The following is a 15,822-nucleotide window of genomic DNA, read 5'->3' on the forward strand; positions in this document are numbered from 1 at the left end:
CCGTTTCAGGGCAAAAAAGTTGGTAGAAACACCCCCTGCCCCTGCGGGTCTGGCCGCAAATACAAGCACTGCTGCGGGATTAACTGACCGCGCATTGGTGCATTGATCTCAACTTGCGTTCGGTCGAATGCCAAGAATCGCAGGTCAGCCGCTTGCAAGCAAATGCCAGCTTCAGCGCGAGGTGTAGCGGACGACCGGTTCCGACCCGCAGAAGACGCGAGCCGAGCTTCTGGTCAGCTTTCACTGCTCCAACAGGTGTGGGCGGGAACCGGACCTTCGCGGCACTTTGCACCGATGTCGGCTATAGGCCAAAATCATCCTTTGCGAAGTTCAGATGCTTTCCAAGTGCTCACATTGAGGGAACTTGCAGTTGAAGGTTGGAGCGAGGCAGAGCGAACCATCAAGCCCACCAGCTCAGAGCAAGTATCCTGTCTTTAGGTTGCGCAGCTGACGATGGACTAGCCGTCGCCGGTCCCGCTTATCCTGTAGGCCATTAAGTTCCGCGTAGCGTTGCCTATACTGAGTAGGCCTTCAAGTCCTCGGCGATTTCCGCCTGGCCAGGGAAATGTTCCGCCAAATCGCGCAGGGCGCTTTGGCAACTCTCAGGACTGTCCATGTGCACGCGGAAATGGGTGATCACAAGGCGTTTCACGCCCGCATTTGCTGCCATCCTGGCGATAAGAGCAGGTGAGGGAGACAAGTCTGCGATTGCCGGATGGACCGTGTCGATCGAGAGCCGGTAGCACCAGTGTAGCAGCAAATCGGCGTTTCGGGTGAGAGCCGTCAGATCATCACAGATCCCGGCATCGCCAGAATAGACAAACTTCTTGCCGGCTGCCTCGACTGAAAAGCCCATGCAGGTCAGAAAGGGCTGTGCGTGCGGCACGCTACAGCTTGCTAGCTCCCAGTCCTCCCCGGATATGGTGAACCCCGGCTCGATCTCAACCACTTCGGGCGCTGGCCATGGGCGGGGCAGGGTTCCGCCGCGCGATGTCCAGACCTGTTGGCTAGCAGGCAGTTCTGCGCGCGCGCGCAGGTCGGTGGACAGAACGCCGTCGGGACCGAAGTAGCCCTCCGTTATCTCGGCGATGGGTGCTGGCCCCCAGACCTTCAGGGGCGCGCCACCCTCGTCCCAGGCGGCGTGAACAAGGCGAGCATAGTCCATCATGTGGTCGGAATGCAGGTGCGTGAAGAACAGATGTGTAATGTCCGACGGCTTGTATCCGGCACGCAGCAGGTTGTCGAAAACGCCGCCGCCACAATCAAAGAGTATCTTGTCGTCGCCGACCTCAAGTAGGTAACCCGATGAGGCTCGCCGGGCGTAGGCTTCGGGTGAGCCGGATCCAAGGATGGTCAGTTTCATTGTGTCCTATCCAGAGTCGGAGGGGGTGTCGCACCAGGCGCACCGAGCTTCAGGGCAGCCTTGCGTCCCCCAAGCCGCGCGATCATTGCGGCCTGATCTTCAAATGCCTGTCTGTTCACTTCGTCTGGATCGCAGATGTCCCGCAAGGCCTGTTCCATCATCGCGAGATTGCAGGCATGGGCGGGATCTCCCGCCAGATCGTGCAGTTCCTCTGGATCCTCTTGCAGATCGAACAGCTCCGGTTCGAAGCCGATATAGTGGTGGTATTTCCAGCGCCCCTTTCGAAGCATGAAAGCGCCAGAAACCGCGCCTGCCGCGTGGTATTCTGAGAACACCGGGCGATCGGGATTGTCCGGTTCGGTAGCGATATCCACCAAGCTTCGGATACCCTCGGCTCCGTTCAACGTGCAGTCGAAATGCTCGGCGATTGTGGCGGACAGATCCAGCAGGCTGACCGGGGTTTGACAGCGCCCCTTCGGGACGCCTTTCCCGGCCATAATCATCGGAATCGCCGTGCTTTCCTGATACAGATTGGACTTACCCCAAAGCCCGCGGGCGCCGACATTGTCCCCGTGATCAGAGCTGTAGACCACGGTCGTATTTTCGCCGAAACCGGACGTGTCGAGCCCAGTCAGAATTTCACCTACATTGCTATCCAACCAACTGCAGAGCCCATAGTAACTGGCAATCGCGGCCAGTCGCTCGTCCTCGTCCCTGAACTTCCCTTCGCTGTTCATGAAGGCGTTCTGCTTTTCCACCCATTGATGGCGTTGATACCCGTCCCGTGGATGAAGCTTGGGCACTGGCAGGATGTCGTGCGGGTAGAGGTCATAGAATTCCTGCGGAACTACCAGAGGGAAATGCGGCGCGACCAACCCGACATACAGACACCAGGGGCGTGTGTCGCCCGACGCAGCGCGATCTTCAAACCAAGCCTTTGTGCGTGCCGTGACCGCTGCGTCATAGTCGGTGTATTTCGAATTCCCTGGTCCGATATAGTCACCCAACATACGGCCTGGCGCATCGACCCGTTCATCCTCGGCGCGGATCGAGGCCCAGACCATGCCAACACCGCCGACGACATTCATCGGGATGTGTTCGACATCGAACCCCGCCGGGTCATTCTCGTCGCGGTAATGCAGCTTGCCGATCGATTCCACCGGGATGCCCGAGCGTTGTAGGGCGTGGCCCCAGCCTGGGATCTGACCCATATATGGCATGGCATTGTCCCACAGCCGTGTCTGGTGCGGATACCGGCCTGTCGCGAAACTTGCGCGGGCCGGAACACAGATCGGAGAGGGCGTATAGGCGTTAGTGAACATCGTGCCCCGTTCGGCCAACCTGTCGAGGTTGGGTGTCTGCGCGAACGGGTGTCCAGCGCAGCCCATGGCGCGGGCCTGATGCTCGTCTGACAGGATCACCAACAGGTTTGATTGGCTCATATCTGATCCTCGAACGTCTCTGCCGCGATAGCAATCCTGTCCATTAACCTAAGAAATTGCTTGCGCTCTTTTTCGCTCAGTGCCTGGCGCAGATGATCGCGCCGCCGCTTCATGTAAGGGGCGGCGCGTTGGAATTCCAAGTATCCGGCTTCAGTGAGAGACAGAATATGAATGCGCTGGTCACTCTCAGAGACCTTCGACTTTAGCAGGCCGCGTTGCACGAGGTTCTGGGCCACCCTGCTCATCTGCCCTTTGTCGAAATCGAGCATGCGAACGATATCCGCGATGCTGGCCTGCCCCATTGATTCGATCACAACCATCAATCGCCATTGGCTCAGGGAAAGGTCAGAGTACTTGCTGAGAAGCCGGGTGGCTTGCGCAGTCAGCCGCGCATTAACTCGCGCCAACGGATAGGTAACATGCTGCTTTAGATAGATATCCTGTCGTTCAAGATGCTCGACGTCCATAGATATTCCCCTTTCCGGTACCACAGACCGTGCAAGATTATTGTTGACCCGTCAACAAATATAAGTTGACGGGTCAACTTTATTCTGCATCCTCGAAGCAGATCATGTTTGGGAGGACATCATGAAATCTTTCTTCAAAGCAGCAGCGGTCGCGGCCGCTATTGCCGTCACCGCGACGGGGTCTCTTGCTCAGGACTGGACACCGCCTGGCCCCATTACCTTGATGATTGGTTTTGCTGCCGGTGGCGGGGCTGACACTCAGGCACGCCTGATCGCAGAGGAACTGCAGACCCGCCACGGTTGGGAAATAATCCCGGAAAACGTCACCGGGCGTGGTGGTCTGAACCTAGCAAACGAGATGAATGGCGGGCCAACCGATGGCACGTTGATCGGAATTGTCGTGACCGAAACCCTGGGCTACAATTTGGCTGGTGCGGCCGACGCAAACATGTCGCCCTCCGACTTCACGGGCATCACAACGACCGCCGGTTTCCAGATGGGCGTTGTGTCCCAGACCAGCCGAGGCTGGAGCAGCTTTGAAGACATGATTGCCGCAGCTCAGGCCGGCGAAGACATCCGGTTCGGCGCGATGAGCCCGCGTTTGGCCGACCTCGCCTTCCTGCTTGGGGAAGCTCATGGTGTAAATTTCAACATCGTCGAAGTACGCGGTGGCCGGGCTGTGATGGATGGTGTGAACGCTGGCGACCTCGATGTTGGATTCATGGCCGGTATCCAACGCAACGGTGTAGCGGCTGGCGACTTGGTCAACCTTGCCTCAGCGATGACAGAACCGCTCGTACAAACTCCCGATGCGCCGATCTTCCCGGACCTCGGAGTACCTTTCGGTGGTGGCGGCGAGTTCCTGATCATTGCCCCTGCCGGCTTGGCCCCGGACGCGCGTGAGGCGCTATCCGCAGCAATTATTGATATTATCTCGGACCCCGAAACCGACGCGGGCGCTCTTATCGCACGGGCCTTCGGTGGCGCGACCATAATCTCTGGCGAAGAACTTGATGCACATATCCAGGCGGGCTTCGATGAGGCCGGTGCCTTGATATCGGCGGTGTCTGAGTAATCGGCAGCTTTACCCCGGCCTGCCAGATTCCAGCAGGCCGGGCTTTCAGAGGGGCATGCGCGATGCGAACGACGGACAGAACCAATCTTTTCCTTGGACTCGGCGTGGTGACGTTCTCTTTGTTGCTGATATTCGTTTGGGTCCCGTTCGATACTACGACAGGCATCGCAGAACGTGTTCGCAGACAATACGTCATCGGTGACGCATTGGCGCCAACAGTCGCCGGGGGCTTTCTTCTGGTCGGTGGACTCATGCTTCTGCTGTTTGGTCGAGATTCGTCCAACACCGGCGGGTTTGATCGGATGCGAGCCTTGTACGTGGCGTGCGTTGCACTGATATTGGCCACGTCCTTTGTCATCATGCGCTACGCCGGACCGCTCTCAGTTTGGGTTGCGAACTTTTTGACCGACGGCGAGCTGAACTATCGTTTGCTACGCGGCACAGCCCCATGGAAATATATTGGTTTTTTCCTCGGGTGCAGCTTCGCCGTTTCATCGATCATGGCGCTGACGGAAGGAAAACTTACCGCAAAAGCCGGTATCGTCGGTGTGGTTGCGGCCCTGGCCTTGATCGCGATCTACGATCTACCCTTCGAAGATCTGCTATTGCCGCCAAATGGTGATGTCTGATGACACCACTTGAGTATGTCTGGGCTGGTGTCCTTGCCGTTTTCCAGGGGCCAGAGCTCTTTTCTCTCCTAGGGCTGCCGATTTCGGTCACCGTGGTCATGATCCTTGGCGGCTTTCTTCTGGGTATCGCCGTAGGGGCAACACCTGGACTTGCTGGCCCTATCGCGATGGCCATTTCGCTGCCGGTCCTGATCTCTGTTTTCGGATTCACACCGGATGCTCTGCTTCCGGTCATGGGATTTCTTATCGGGATCATGAAGGGGGCGACAATCGGCGGAGCCGTGCCCGCTATCCTGTTCAACACGCCCGGTACGCCGGACGCCTATTTGACGACTCTTGACGGATACCCGATGACCAAGGCAGGGCAAGCGCGCAAGGCCCTGAAGGTGGCGCATTTCTCCTCGGCCTCAGGAGACACGTTTTCCGATATCGTTCTGATCGTCTGCGCCCCGTTTCTTGCCATTCTGGTAGAGGGGTACCTCGATCTACCGGAAAAAACAGCGCTCCTGATCCTGTCCCTTTCTTTCATCGCAGCTGCGGTTGGTGGGTCGGTGGCCAAAGGATTGATCTCGACGGGTCTCGGATTGCTGGTCGCCTATATCGGCACCGGACAGGATTTCTACCCGCGCCTCTCGCTCGGCACCGATGCTCTGAATGATGGGATTCCGCTGACCGCAGCCGTTCTTGGCGTGCTGATCATCGGCGCTGTGTTCAAGGAGTTGTCCGAGGTTTGGTATCAGGGGGTTCATGAAGCCGGAGCAAGAGATGTTGCGGAAGTCAAAGACCAAAGACTTCGCATGCGCGACATTCGCCGCATATTCCCCTATATCGCACGCTCTGCCTTGATCGGGACAGGGATCGGGGCGCTCCCTGGCATCGGCTCGACGCTGGCAGCCACCCTCGGATACACTGTCGGCAAGCGACGTCATGAAAGGCATCGGGGGTCGGGCGACCCGAAGTTTGGCCAGGGAGCCATGGAAGGCGTGGCTGCAACTGAAGCTGCAAATTCGTCTGTGTCCGGTGCCAACCTTATACCCGTCCTATCGCTTGGCATTCCCGGGAACACCGCCGCCGTGTTCCTGATCTTGGCTGCGGAAAGCATTGGCGGTTTCAACCCCGGCCCCTCCGTCTTTCGCTTTTCGACGGAAATCGTAAATCCTGAGCTGGTCGTCGCATTTGGCTTGTTCACCTGTATGATGCTGGCCAACGTAATGAATTGGACGATTGGCGGGCTGTTCATGCGCTCGATGGGGATCATGACCCACGTTCCACGGCAAATTCTGATGCCGGTCGTTCTCATGCTGACGCTCACCGCGATCTATGTGCAGGAAACCAGCATGACTGCGGTTTGGTTCACCCTGGTCTTCGGCCTCCTTGGATACGGAATGCGCCTGCTTGGTGTGTCGCCGCTGCCGTTTGTGATCGCGTTCATCCTTGGCGGGCGCATTGAACAGTCCGCACGAGAGGCTTTTGCAGCCACGGGGGGCGATGCCTTCTTCCTGATCACGAACCCGATTGCGGCCACCTTCATGGCCCTGTCGATCATCGTCATCTTCGCTGCCAACCGCCGAAAGGGACATACAGAATGACCAACAGACCGAACATCCTTTTGATCTCAGCTGATCAGCAGCGGGCGGATTGCTTCGGCTTTATGGGCCGGAAAATAAAAACACCACATCTTGACCAACTGGCTGCCGACGGGACGCATTTCACTGCAGCGATCACGCCCTGCGTTGTTTGTCAGCCTGCGCGCGCATCGATCCTGACTGGCCAGTTCTGCCGGACGCATGGCGTGCACGACAACGGGATCGACCTGGACCCTGCAATTGGATCGAAGGGTTTTGCTGGTGCGCTTTCAAAGGCAGGTTATGACACCAGCTTTTTCGGCAAGGCGCATTTTTCGACCTACCACACCTTCGCCCCTACCGGGACGCCTGAATGTCTGAAGTCCTCAACCCGCTATTCCGAGGATTGGTTTGGCCCCTATATGGGCTTTGAACATGTTGAACTCATGCTGGTTGGTCATAATTGGTGGGCGCCCGAAAAGCCACCTGCAGGTCAACACTACGAACGTTGGTATCACATGGATGGCCGTGGTGATGAACGCACGAAGGCAATGTGGGAAAACGCTGGCGACACGAAGGGTGCGGCACAGGTTTGGCATTCGAAACTACCGCCCGCCTACCACAACTCTACTTGGACGGCCGACCGCGCGATCGAGTGGATCAAGCATGGCCGCGATGAGGGTAAACCGTTTTGCAGCTGGGTCAGTTTCCCGGATCCGCACCATCCGTTCGATGCGCCCGAGCCTTGGTCGCGCCTGCACGACCCAGATGAGGTCGATCTGCCCGAACACCGCACCCGCGACTTCGAGAACCGCCCTTGGTGGCACGAGGCGGTGGTAACGAATGAACCCGCTGGCCCCAAAGAAAACGCGGAGATCCGCAAGGCCTATTCCCGTATTCCGACGCAAACCGATGAACAGCTGCGCGAGATCATCGCAAACACCTACGGGCAAATCGCCCTGATCGACCATAATGTCGGACGCATCCTGATCGCGCTTGAGGAACTGGGGATCGCGGACAACACGATAGTCATCTACATCTCGGACCATGGTGACTGGTTAGGCGACCACGGACTGATCCTGAAGGGCCCGATGCATTACGAAGGGCTTCTTAATGTGCCCCTGATTGTTCGCGGCCCGGGCGTGCCCTCGGGCAAGTCCGTCGATCAGCCAGTTTCGACCATCGATCTGGGGGCCACGTTCTGCGATTACGCTGATTGCGATCCACTTTTGACGCAACACGGTGAGAGCCTGCGACCGCTGATCGAGGGCCAAGCCGACCGCGACTTTGCCTATAATGAATGGGAGCTTCTGCCCACGCGAACCGGTGTACCCCTAAGCCTTCGTACCGTACGAACGCAAAGCCACAAGATGACCGTCGACACGATCTCCGGCGCGGGGGAGCTTTATGATCTCGTCGCTGATCCTCAGGAAATGAAGAACATATTTGACGACCCTGCTGCTGCAGATGTGCGAAGTCGGTTGGAAGCCTTCATGAGCATGCGCCCAAATGACATGCAAGGCAGCAAAGTACAGGTTGGGATGGCGTAATGGCCTGCGGGACGGAACTTTGGCGAATTTGAGTTCGAAACCAAAAGCCCGATTGCCTGCCTTGCGCCGCTCTACCGTCGTTTGTGTTTGACGCGACGGAGGTCAGCTCACGGCCCAAAGGCGACATCGGTGCTGCCCAATACGAACGACCGGACTTGACGCATGCACAGATTACGACTGCGCTAATTTCGCGATTGCGCCTCTCACTGGGGATCTGCAGTGAGAGGCTGTTCTATCAGGCGTCTAGCCAAATGCGGTCGGGATGCAACTCGTAGGCCTGGTGCATCTCTGCTCCGCGCACGTGCGGTCGGGTGTGGTTGTATAGCGACCGCCAGTAGGGTTGGATGATCACACCTTCGTCCTGCATGATCTGTTCCAGACGCGCCATGATCTGGCTGCGGGCCTCTGCATCCACCGTGGCCAGTGCCTCGGCCAGCCCCGCGTCGAATTCCTCGTTGGCGAAACCGGTCTCGTTCCAGGGCACCCCGGATTTGTAGGCAAGCGCGTAGACCTGAACGCCAAGCGGGCGGTGACCCCAAGCAGAGACCGAGAACGGGTAATCCGCCCATGAGTTCCAGAAGGTCGCGCCCGGCACCACAGTCCGTTCAACCTGGAAGCCCGCATCTCGCAGCTGTGCGGCGGTTGCGTCGCCGGTGTCACGACGGAAGCCGTCCTCCAGCGAGACCAGTTCATGCACGTAGTCCATCATGCCGGCCTCTTCCATCAAGGCACGGGCCGCATCCACATCGCGCGAAATCGGCGGCAGTTCCGCGTATTCGGGATGCATCGGCCCAACGTGATGGTTCTCTGCAGGTTGACCGTAGCCCGCAATGCCCAGATCTAGAATTGTCTGGTTGTCCACGGCAAGCGCCAGCGCCCTGCGCACGCGGACATCGGCATAGGGGCGCATGCCGTCTACCTCGGTGTTCCGGTTGGATCGGATGACAATGGTTGAGGCCGTGACCGCCTCGTTCTGAGTCAGCCCAGTCCCGCTCAGAAGCGGAATGAAATCGCCGATGGTCTCGTAATTGACGTCGATTTCGTCGGATTCGAAAGCTGAAAGGATCGAATCCTGCTGTGTGCCATAGTCGTGATATTCGATCCGGTCGAGCCAGGCGCCGTTGCCCGCGTTCCACCATTGGTGCCCCTCGGCTCGAACCAGCGTCGCGAGCGTGCCGGGCTCATAGGTTTCCAGCTGGTACGGGCCGGTTCCCATCGGATTGCGGAAGGGATCGGCCCCGATGTTGTCAGGATGCACGATCGCCGCTGGATAGTCCGAGATGCTGGGAATGATCGAGATATCAGCGGCGCGCAGGTTCAGCTGTACCGTCAGATCGCCTGTGACCACGATGGCCCCATCTGCCGCCTGATTGGTGTCGGGATCGACGAGGTTCGACAGGCGCGATGCCATCGAATTGCCCTCGACCGTGCCATCGCACCAGGAGGCTATATTCGCCGCCACATGCTCTGCGGTCAGCGGTTCGCCATTTTGCCACGTCACCCCCGGACGTACATGCAGGATGTAGCTGGTGGCATCCTCTGCGGCCTCCCAGCCTTCCAGCAGCCAGGGCTCGAACGTGTAGTCATGGGTGTAGCGAACGAGGTATTCCAGAAAGCCGCGCGCGATATTGGCGCGCATGTTGATGTTGTCCCATGTGCGCGGATCCTTGCCCGCGAGAACGGGCTGCCCGACGCGAAGGGTGCCGCCCATGCGCGGCGTATCCGCCAGTGCGGGCCGTGCCATCCCGAGCATGCCATAGGCACCGGCAGTTGTTGCGCCAAAGGCACTGGCGAGCGCAAGAAACTCCCTGCGGCTGACCTCGTTTTTCTCTTCACGCGCCTTCCGGCCCATCCGGACGATTGCCTCGGGCAACCTGTCCTGTCCTGATTTATAGAATGTCATCGTTTCCTCCCTTATTTCAAACTTGGTTCAACCGTCGCGCGCACGCAAAACCGCATCGGCGGCGATGGCGGCGTCACGCGTTACGAAGACGGGGTTGATCTCGGCCTCAGCCAAATGGTCCCGAAGGTCCCAGGCCAGTCGCGACAAGGCGGCAGCGGCCTCTGCCAGCGCATCGATCGCCAGCGGTTCCTGCCCGCGATATCCGGTCAGCAGCGCCGAGGCGCGGAGTGTCAGGATCGCGGTGCGGGCTTCCTCTGCGTCAAAGGGGGCTGGCAGCAGCACCTGCTCGGGCAACAGGTCAACCAGAATGCCCCCCGAGGCGATGCGGATTGCAGGGCCAAAATCGGGATCGTTCACCGCGCCAAGTGCCCATTCCGCGCCCTTGGGCAGCATCTCGGCAACCAGGGCTTCGGCACCGAGGCGCCCGGCCATTTCGTCATAGGCAGCTGCAACTTGGTCTGCCGTTTCCAGACCCGGGCGCACCCCGTCATGGTCCGACTTGTGTGACAGCCCGGGTTTGGCGGTTTTGAGGATCACCGGTGCACAGATTGCGGCTGCAAAGGCCCGTGCTTCATCTCGCGATGTCACCGCAAGGTGACGCGGTACGGCAATTCCGTAGTCGGAAAAAAGCGCATAGCCCTCGGCCTCTCCGAGCCAGTCACGCGTTTCAAGGCGCGCGCGCCAATTTGCTGCCGGGCCGAAATCTCTAGGGTGCAGAACACGCGGCGCGGTCGGCCGATGATCGACCAGCGCTTTGACCGCTGCAACAGAATTCTGCATACCAAGGACCATCGGAATTCCCTGTTCCGACAGGCGTCGCGCCACCCCACGACCGTCGCTTTGCGAATAGTTGGACACGGCAATCAGGGGTTTCGAGGTCGTGGCGTGGGCTGTCGCTAGCGCCCGTTCATGCATCTCGTGCAGGTAATATCCGTCCCGCCAGTTCAGCACATAAAGCCCGGCACCGACCGCGGGATCGGCCATCATTGCTTCCGTCGCTTTCGCGAAGGATCTCTCTGCCCCCTGGCCGGTGCCCCAGGCATCGAGTGGATTCTCCGCCTTAAGACCCGGTTCAAGAACATCGAGCATCTTAGTCCTGGTCTCCTCCGACAGGGTCGCAAATCGTAGTCCGGCACCCTCTGCCATGTCGGCGAGAAGCTCTCGCTCTCCCCCCGAGTCGTGGACGGAGGCAATTGCGCGCACCGAGGCACGCCGCCCCTGTGAGAATACCGCCAGCATCGCTGCCATTTCGTCGAGAGAGTCCGCCATGTGACCGCCAAGTCGCGTCACCATTGCCCGGAACACGGCATCATCGCCCACGAGTGCGCCGGTATGGGACAGGGCCATCTTGGCCCCGAGGGCGGAGCGACCCACTTTCATCACAACAACAGGAATTTCCCGTGAGGACGCGCGTTCTAGTGCTGCCATGAAACCCTGAGGATCCCGCACACTTTCAAGGAAAAGGCCGATCGCTGTCGTTTCCTTGCGGCCAGCCATCCAGTCAAGATAATCGGCCGCCGTCGTCACGGTTTCAGACCCTGTGCTGACGGCCCGACAAAACCGCAGCGCGCGGCCATTATTCATCAGGGCGCCCAGAACGGAACCCGACTGTACAATCAATCCGATGCCCCCAGGGGAGAGGTCCAGAGGCACCGGGAAGGGAGTGATACGCAAGCCATGTGTCAGGTCATGCAATCCCATGCTGTTGGGCCCGCACATCACCGCCCCCGCGGAACGGGCCCTGTCCCCGATTCTTCGGCGCATATCCGCATCCGGGCATTCCGCGAAGATGGTCAGCGCCTTCGCCCCAGCCACCAACGCATCCTCGACAGCGGCTTCTACACGGTCTGTAGCAACGCAGAGAACTACATGATCGGGTGTCTCGGGCAAATCGCATAGTGCGGCGAAGACGTTCTGCGGCGGGTCGGAAAGCCTTGGGTTCACCCCCATTATCCGACCGGCAAAGCCGCCACCCTGGCACATTGACAACATCGCATGTCCGTAGGAGTCGGGCTTATCCGACACACCGACCAGCGCAACAGATCGCGGATTGAAAAGCGCGTCCAGCGCGGGAGAGGGGGCAGGTTGGCGCAGCATCAAGGAGTGTCCGATCGCGTGTCACCGGATACTGCACGCCGATCAAAAATTAGAAAAATCGATTTTCGATAAGATTACTTCTGGAAAATTTATACCCGACCAAACCGAGCCAGCGCCTCCAGAAGTCGGCCGGAAAAATCCTTTGCCGGTTTCGAAAGCTCCGCCCCGACCTTCGTTATCATCGCGATGCGGTAGTCGATCCGGGGTTCGAAGCTTCGCCATACCACGCCATCGTTGAGCGCCTGCATGCCGTTGAGGGCGTCGACCAATGCCACGCCGTCGCCAGCCGAGATCATCCTGCGCACCACGGCAAAGAAGAAGCCCCGCACGGTCATCTCGATCTCTACGCCAGCCGCGGAACAGACTTCCCTCAGTTGGCGATCCACCTGGTTCACGTTCTGAATCCCGATAAGCCGCTGCCCGACAAGATCCTGTGGCGTGACAGCGTGCTTTGATGCCAGATCGGAATCCTCTCGCATGATGCAAACACAGGGCAGAACTATTTCTGTGGCTGCAATGGAAGCCGCAGCAACCGGAGCCTCAATCAACCCGATATCGAGTTGTCCGTTTGCAACGAGATATGAAATCTGAGTGGAACTGCGCACCTGCAGATCCACCTCTACCAGTGGATGATCCGTCACGAAGGCCGAAATCAGTTCCGGCAGCAATGCAAAGGCCGGTGCGCCGATAGCCCCTATGCGCACCAGCCCGACCCCGCCCCGACCGATCAGCCGGGCGCGATTGGCGAACTGCTCCACCGCCATCAGCGAAAGCTCGGCGTCTTCGTTTAACAGGAAGGCCTCGGGGCGTGGGGTGAAATGCCCCTTAGAGCGATAGAAGAGTGCGAAACCCAGCATCTCTTCCAGCTTGGTCAGCGCCGTGCTGATCGCGGGCTGGCTGAGGTTGAGCCGCTGAGCCGCCTTGGTGACGGAGCCCTCCTCCATCACCGCATGAAACACTTCGATATGGCGCAGTTTCAGGTGCATAAAGGAAACATAAAGAAATCATAAAAAGACCGGTAGGAAATTCTCTAAAAGTCATATGTGAAGACATCAACCCCACTCACGCCGGCAGCCCAACCATCGCCATGCACGGCAAACCGGCCATTCACTTCGGCTGCAGCGAATGACTGCTTCCCCGCCCTTTCGGTAGGCGACGCGACCAGCCCAGAGTTGCCGTTCATGAAATTCGCAGCATCCGGTAACGGGCGGGAAGCAGTCATTCGCGGCAAGGGTAACTAACGTCGGCTATTACCCCTTTAGGTACGCTTGCGGGAGATCTCCGAGGCACCCAAATCGGCTCGTGCCGTCCACCAAGCTGAGATGCCGGAACGGACGGCTGCGGCGACCACTTGAAACGAGGAGGCAAGCCAGGGCCAGCACGAAAACGAAAGTGAGCCCGCTTTCTCCATTGCCTTCATCTTCTCCTCCTCCATCTTCCGGATCGCTATCGGGTTCATGTCATAGGTCGAAAACATTTGGGTCACTCCATGGTTGATTTTTCTGTCACAAGGAGGAGACTCGCAGAGCGCTGCAAACGGATCCGTGTCATGAGCGTCAAGGAAACGCAAAATCGAGGCCATGATGAAAAAACGCTGATCGTAACGCTTTTCGGAGCGCCTGCTTTCGAGTGTGTGAAAGAGGGACCGGCGCGGATCAACGGACGCAAGAACATGGCGCTCCTCTCGTTTCTTGTGGCGCAACCGGGAACGCGCCACGCGCGCGATCGGCTCGTCGATCTTTTCTGGCCTCTAGCGGCCAGCGGTTCGGGGCGCGCGAGTCTTCGGCAATCCCTAAGCGTCTTGCGCGGAGCTCTTGGTGAGCAGGCGGGAGCACTACTGGAGTCCGATCGTGATTCGGTTTGCCTGGTGGCACGAGGGCTGGTTAGCGACGTCATGCAGGTCGAGGCGCTCGCAGCGTCTCCAGACAAGCTTCCCCAAGGCTGGACGTCTCCACGCGGGCAGTTTCTCGAGGGTCTCTCCGGTTTAACACCCGATTTCGACAACTGGCGGGCAACCGAAGAGATGCGCCTGTCGCGGCTGATTTCTGACCTCCTGCGATCTGCGGCTGATAGGGCCGAGAATGCACGTCGCCTCGATGAGGCCGCAGGCTTTCTGACGCGGGTCCTGGATCGCGACCCGCTGGACGAAACAACTCTGCGGCGCCTGATGCGGCTACGGATGGCTCAGAAACGGCCGGACATAGCCTTGGGTCTCTATAACGAGATGGAGCAGCGGCTGAAGGCCGAGCTCGAAGCTTTACCCGAGGCTGAAACCCGCGAATTGGTGCGGGAGGTTCGATCACGGCGCCTTGCCCGCGCGCAGCCAGGGGCGCAGGCGCCTGAGCCGCGCACGACGCCGGACGAGGGAACGGAGCGCTCGCGTAATCTTTTCCCGGCCGCCAATCGCGACCGCCCATCCGTTGCGGTTCTGCCCTTCGAGAACCTGTCAGGCGATGCCGATCAGGACTATTTCGCGGACGGCGTCACGGAGGACATCATCGCCGAGCTATCGCGTTTCAGGAACCTGCTCGTGATTGCACCCAATTCGAGTTTCGCCTTCCGGCGAGACGGGGCAAGCCTCGTCAACATTGCGGATGCCTTACGGGTCCGGTTCCTGCTGCAGGGAAGCCTGCGACGCTCCGCGCAGCAAATCATGGTGACGGCTCGGCTCATTGACACTGAAACCGGGGAAAACGTGTGGTCCGACCGATATAGGCGGGAAATCCAGGACATCTTCCTGCTGCAGGAAGAGATCACCCGCAGCGTAGTCGGCGCATTGGCACCACAGATCGAGCTTGCAGAGATGGCCAGGGCGAAGCGCCTGCCCTCGGTCGCGGTTTCAGCTTATGACCTCGCCCTCAAGGCGCAGGCCATTCTTTACGACGCCTTCAGAAAGGGCGATGCCGATCTGTTCGGAAAGGCGCTCGAAATGGCCAAGGCATCGCTCGACCGCGACCCGACCATGATGAACGCGCTTTGGGTCGACGCCTTCGGCAGCCTCGAGGGGTACGTCTACCACTGGAGCGAAGCACCGCAGGAGTTGCTTTCGCGTGCAGGACGTGCCGCCGAGAGGCTTCTCGAACTGGATTCTTCCGACCCTCGCGGGTACACAGCCCGAGCGTTGGTGAGCGCGTATGGCGGATCCCGGCGGGACGCGCTTGCAGACCACCACTATGCCTTCGAGCTAAACCCCAACTTCACGACAAACATCTTCTGCATGGCCTGGTGTGAGTCACTTTGCGGAGAGACTGATGCGGCGCGGCAGCACGCCCAACTTGGACTCAGGCTGAGTCCCCGTGACACGGAAATCTGGCTTGGTATCGCCTATCTGGCCTTGGCGCAGGCGAGTTTTGCCGATGGTGATTACAGGGAATGCGAGAAATGGGCGCGCCTGTCCATTCAGATGCATCCGCGTGCGCCAATTCGCCAAGCCTTGATGAGCGCCTGTCTGGTCTGGAATGGCGATCGAGACGCGGCGAAGCGCCACCTGCGGGAGCTTTCAACCTTTGCACCGGACTTCATTCCCGGTGTCCTTGGCGGAGAGTTTGAACTCTTCAGCACCTCTGATGATAATGTCCGGTTCATTGAGGCACTGAGGTCTGCCGTTTCAGGCCCGGAATAAGCGCAGGTCGGACGTTGGCTTCATCTTAGGACAAGGTCCGGTAATGGGATGTACCGGCTGCTTCACCCAGCAGGTTAGGCTTGGCCTGTTTCACCTGCAGATAGGAGAA

13 protein-coding genes are annotated in these 15,822 nt (G+C 59.2%); 6 read left to right on the forward strand and 7 right to left on the reverse strand.

Features of this window, described 5'->3' with window-relative positions:
* A partial coding sequence (locus tag ACROHD_RS19765) for an SEC-C metal-binding domain-containing protein (RefSeq protein WP_432680177.1) occupies positions 1–87 on the forward strand: 87 nt, incomplete at its 5' end.
* Between the two features lie 427 nt (positions 88–514).
* Here the strand turns inward: ACROHD_RS19765 and ACROHD_RS19770 are convergent.
* Genes ACROHD_RS19770 through ACROHD_RS19780 form a run of 3 tightly spaced genes read right to left on the reverse strand, consistent with a single transcriptional unit; the run spans position 515 to position 3,272 of the window.
* Positions 515–1,363, reverse strand: a complete 849-nt coding sequence (locus ACROHD_RS19770; protein ID WP_432680152.1) for an MBL fold metallo-hydrolase — start codon at positions 1,361–1,363, stop codon at positions 515–517.
* Positions 1,360–2,805 carry a sulfatase family protein gene (locus ACROHD_RS19775; RefSeq protein WP_432680154.1) on the reverse strand — a complete coding sequence of 482 codons (1,446 nt, stop codon included), beginning with the start codon at positions 2,803–2,805 and terminating at the stop codon, positions 1,360–1,362. The genes ACROHD_RS19770 and ACROHD_RS19775 overlap by 4 nt, the downstream gene beginning before the upstream one ends.
* Positions 2,802–3,272, reverse strand: coding sequence for a MarR family winged helix-turn-helix transcriptional regulator (locus tag ACROHD_RS19780; protein ID WP_432680156.1), 471 nt, complete (start codon positions 3,270–3,272; stop codon positions 2,802–2,804). The genes ACROHD_RS19775 and ACROHD_RS19780 overlap by 4 nt, the downstream gene beginning before the upstream one ends.
* 121 nt (positions 3,273–3,393) lie before the next feature.
* On the opposite strand from ACROHD_RS19780, the gene ACROHD_RS19785 reads away from it, so the two are divergent.
* The 4 genes from ACROHD_RS19785 to ACROHD_RS19800 all read left to right on the forward strand — a co-directional run bounded on the left by ACROHD_RS19785 (position 3,394) and on the right by ACROHD_RS19800 (position 8,091).
* Positions 3,394–4,347: a tripartite tricarboxylate transporter substrate-binding protein gene (locus tag ACROHD_RS19785; RefSeq protein ID WP_432680158.1), complete on the forward strand. Its 954-nt coding sequence runs from the start codon at positions 3,394–3,396 to the stop codon at positions 4,345–4,347.
* 62 nt (positions 4,348–4,409) lie between these two features.
* On the forward strand, positions 4,410–4,976 hold the full coding sequence (locus ACROHD_RS19790) for a hypothetical protein (protein WP_432680160.1): 567 nt from the start codon (positions 4,410–4,412) through the stop codon (positions 4,974–4,976).
* Complete coding sequence (locus tag ACROHD_RS19795) at positions 4,976–6,565, forward strand: tripartite tricarboxylate transporter permease (RefSeq protein WP_432680163.1); 1,590 nt, start codon at positions 4,976–4,978, stop codon at positions 6,563–6,565. Before ACROHD_RS19790 ends, ACROHD_RS19795 begins: the two co-directional genes overlap by 1 nt.
* Positions 6,562–8,091, forward strand: a complete 1,530-nt coding sequence (locus ACROHD_RS19800) for a sulfatase-like hydrolase/transferase (protein WP_432680166.1) — start codon at positions 6,562–6,564, stop codon at positions 8,089–8,091. Before ACROHD_RS19795 ends, ACROHD_RS19800 begins: the two co-directional genes overlap by 4 nt.
* Before the next feature lie 235 nt (positions 8,092–8,326).
* Here the strand turns inward: ACROHD_RS19800 and ACROHD_RS19805 are convergent, their stop codons facing one another.
* The 4 genes from ACROHD_RS19805 to ACROHD_RS19820 form a co-directional block, all read right to left on the reverse strand.
* The gene (locus ACROHD_RS19805; RefSeq protein WP_432680168.1) at positions 8,327–9,994 is read right to left on the reverse strand and encodes an ABC transporter substrate-binding protein; all 1,668 of its coding nucleotides are present in this window, start codon (positions 9,992–9,994) and stop codon (positions 8,327–8,329) included.
* 27 nt (positions 9,995–10,021) lie between these two features.
* The gene (locus tag ACROHD_RS19810) at positions 10,022–12,091 is read right to left on the reverse strand and encodes an acetate--CoA ligase family protein (RefSeq protein WP_432680170.1); all 2,070 of its coding nucleotides are present in this window, start codon (positions 12,089–12,091) and stop codon (positions 10,022–10,024) included.
* A gap of 89 nt (positions 12,092–12,180) precedes the next feature.
* A complete protein-coding gene (locus ACROHD_RS19815) occupies positions 12,181–13,077 on the reverse strand; it encodes a LysR family transcriptional regulator (RefSeq protein ID WP_432680172.1) in 897 nt (298 codons plus the stop codon).
* Positions 13,078–13,349: 272 nt separating this feature from the next.
* Positions 13,350–13,568 (reverse strand): hypothetical protein, encoded by a 219-nt coding sequence (locus ACROHD_RS19820; RefSeq protein WP_432680174.1) that lies wholly within the window; start codon positions 13,566–13,568, stop codon positions 13,350–13,352.
* A 72-nt stretch (positions 13,569–13,640) separates the two neighbouring features.
* On the opposite strand from ACROHD_RS19820, the gene ACROHD_RS19825 reads away from it, so the two are divergent.
* Positions 13,641–15,713 carry a BTAD domain-containing putative transcriptional regulator gene (locus ACROHD_RS19825; RefSeq protein ID WP_432680176.1) on the forward strand — a complete coding sequence of 691 codons (2,073 nt, stop codon included), beginning with the start codon at positions 13,641–13,643 and terminating at the stop codon, positions 15,711–15,713.
* The last annotated feature ends 109 nt before the right edge of the window (positions 15,714–15,822 follow it).

Source organism: Nioella aestuarii, assembly GCF_050896395.1.
GTDB lineage: Bacteria > Pseudomonadota > Alphaproteobacteria > Rhodobacterales > Rhodobacteraceae > Nioella > Nioella aestuarii.

Coding starts and splice junctions, on each gene's coding strand:
- ACROHD_RS19790 (WP_432680160.1), top strand. CDS start 4,410: ATGCGAACGACGGACAGAACCAATCTTTTCCTTGGACTCGGCGTGGTG.
- ACROHD_RS19775 (WP_432680154.1), bottom strand. CDS start 2,805: ATGAGCCAATCAAACCTGTTGGTGATCCTGTCAGACGAGCATCAGGCC.
- ACROHD_RS19800 (WP_432680166.1), top strand. CDS start 6,562: ATGACCAACAGACCGAACATCCTTTTGATCTCAGCTGATCAGCAGCGG.
- ACROHD_RS19785 (WP_432680158.1), top strand. CDS start 3,394: ATGAAATCTTTCTTCAAAGCAGCAGCGGTCGCGGCCGCTATTGCCGTC.
- ACROHD_RS19810 (WP_432680170.1), bottom strand. CDS start 12,091: ATGCTGCGCCAACCTGCCCCCTCTCCCGCGCTGGACGCGCTTTTCAAT.
- ACROHD_RS19825 (WP_432680176.1), top strand. CDS start 13,641: ATGAGCGTCAAGGAAACGCAAAATCGAGGCCATGATGAAAAAACGCTG.
- ACROHD_RS19805 (WP_432680168.1), bottom strand. CDS start 9,994: ATGACATTCTATAAATCAGGACAGGACAGGTTGCCCGAGGCAATCGTC.
- ACROHD_RS19820 (WP_432680174.1), bottom strand. CDS start 13,568: ATGTTTTCGACCTATGACATGAACCCGATAGCGATCCGGAAGATGGAG.
- ACROHD_RS19815 (WP_432680172.1), bottom strand. CDS start 13,077: ATGCACCTGAAACTGCGCCATATCGAAGTGTTTCATGCGGTGATGGAG.
- ACROHD_RS19795 (WP_432680163.1), top strand. CDS start 4,976: ATGACACCACTTGAGTATGTCTGGGCTGGTGTCCTTGCCGTTTTCCAG.
- ACROHD_RS19780 (WP_432680156.1), bottom strand. CDS start 3,272: ATGGACGTCGAGCATCTTGAACGACAGGATATCTATCTAAAGCAGCAT.
- ACROHD_RS19770 (WP_432680152.1), bottom strand. CDS start 1,363: ATGAAACTGACCATCCTTGGATCCGGCTCACCCGAAGCCTACGCCCGG.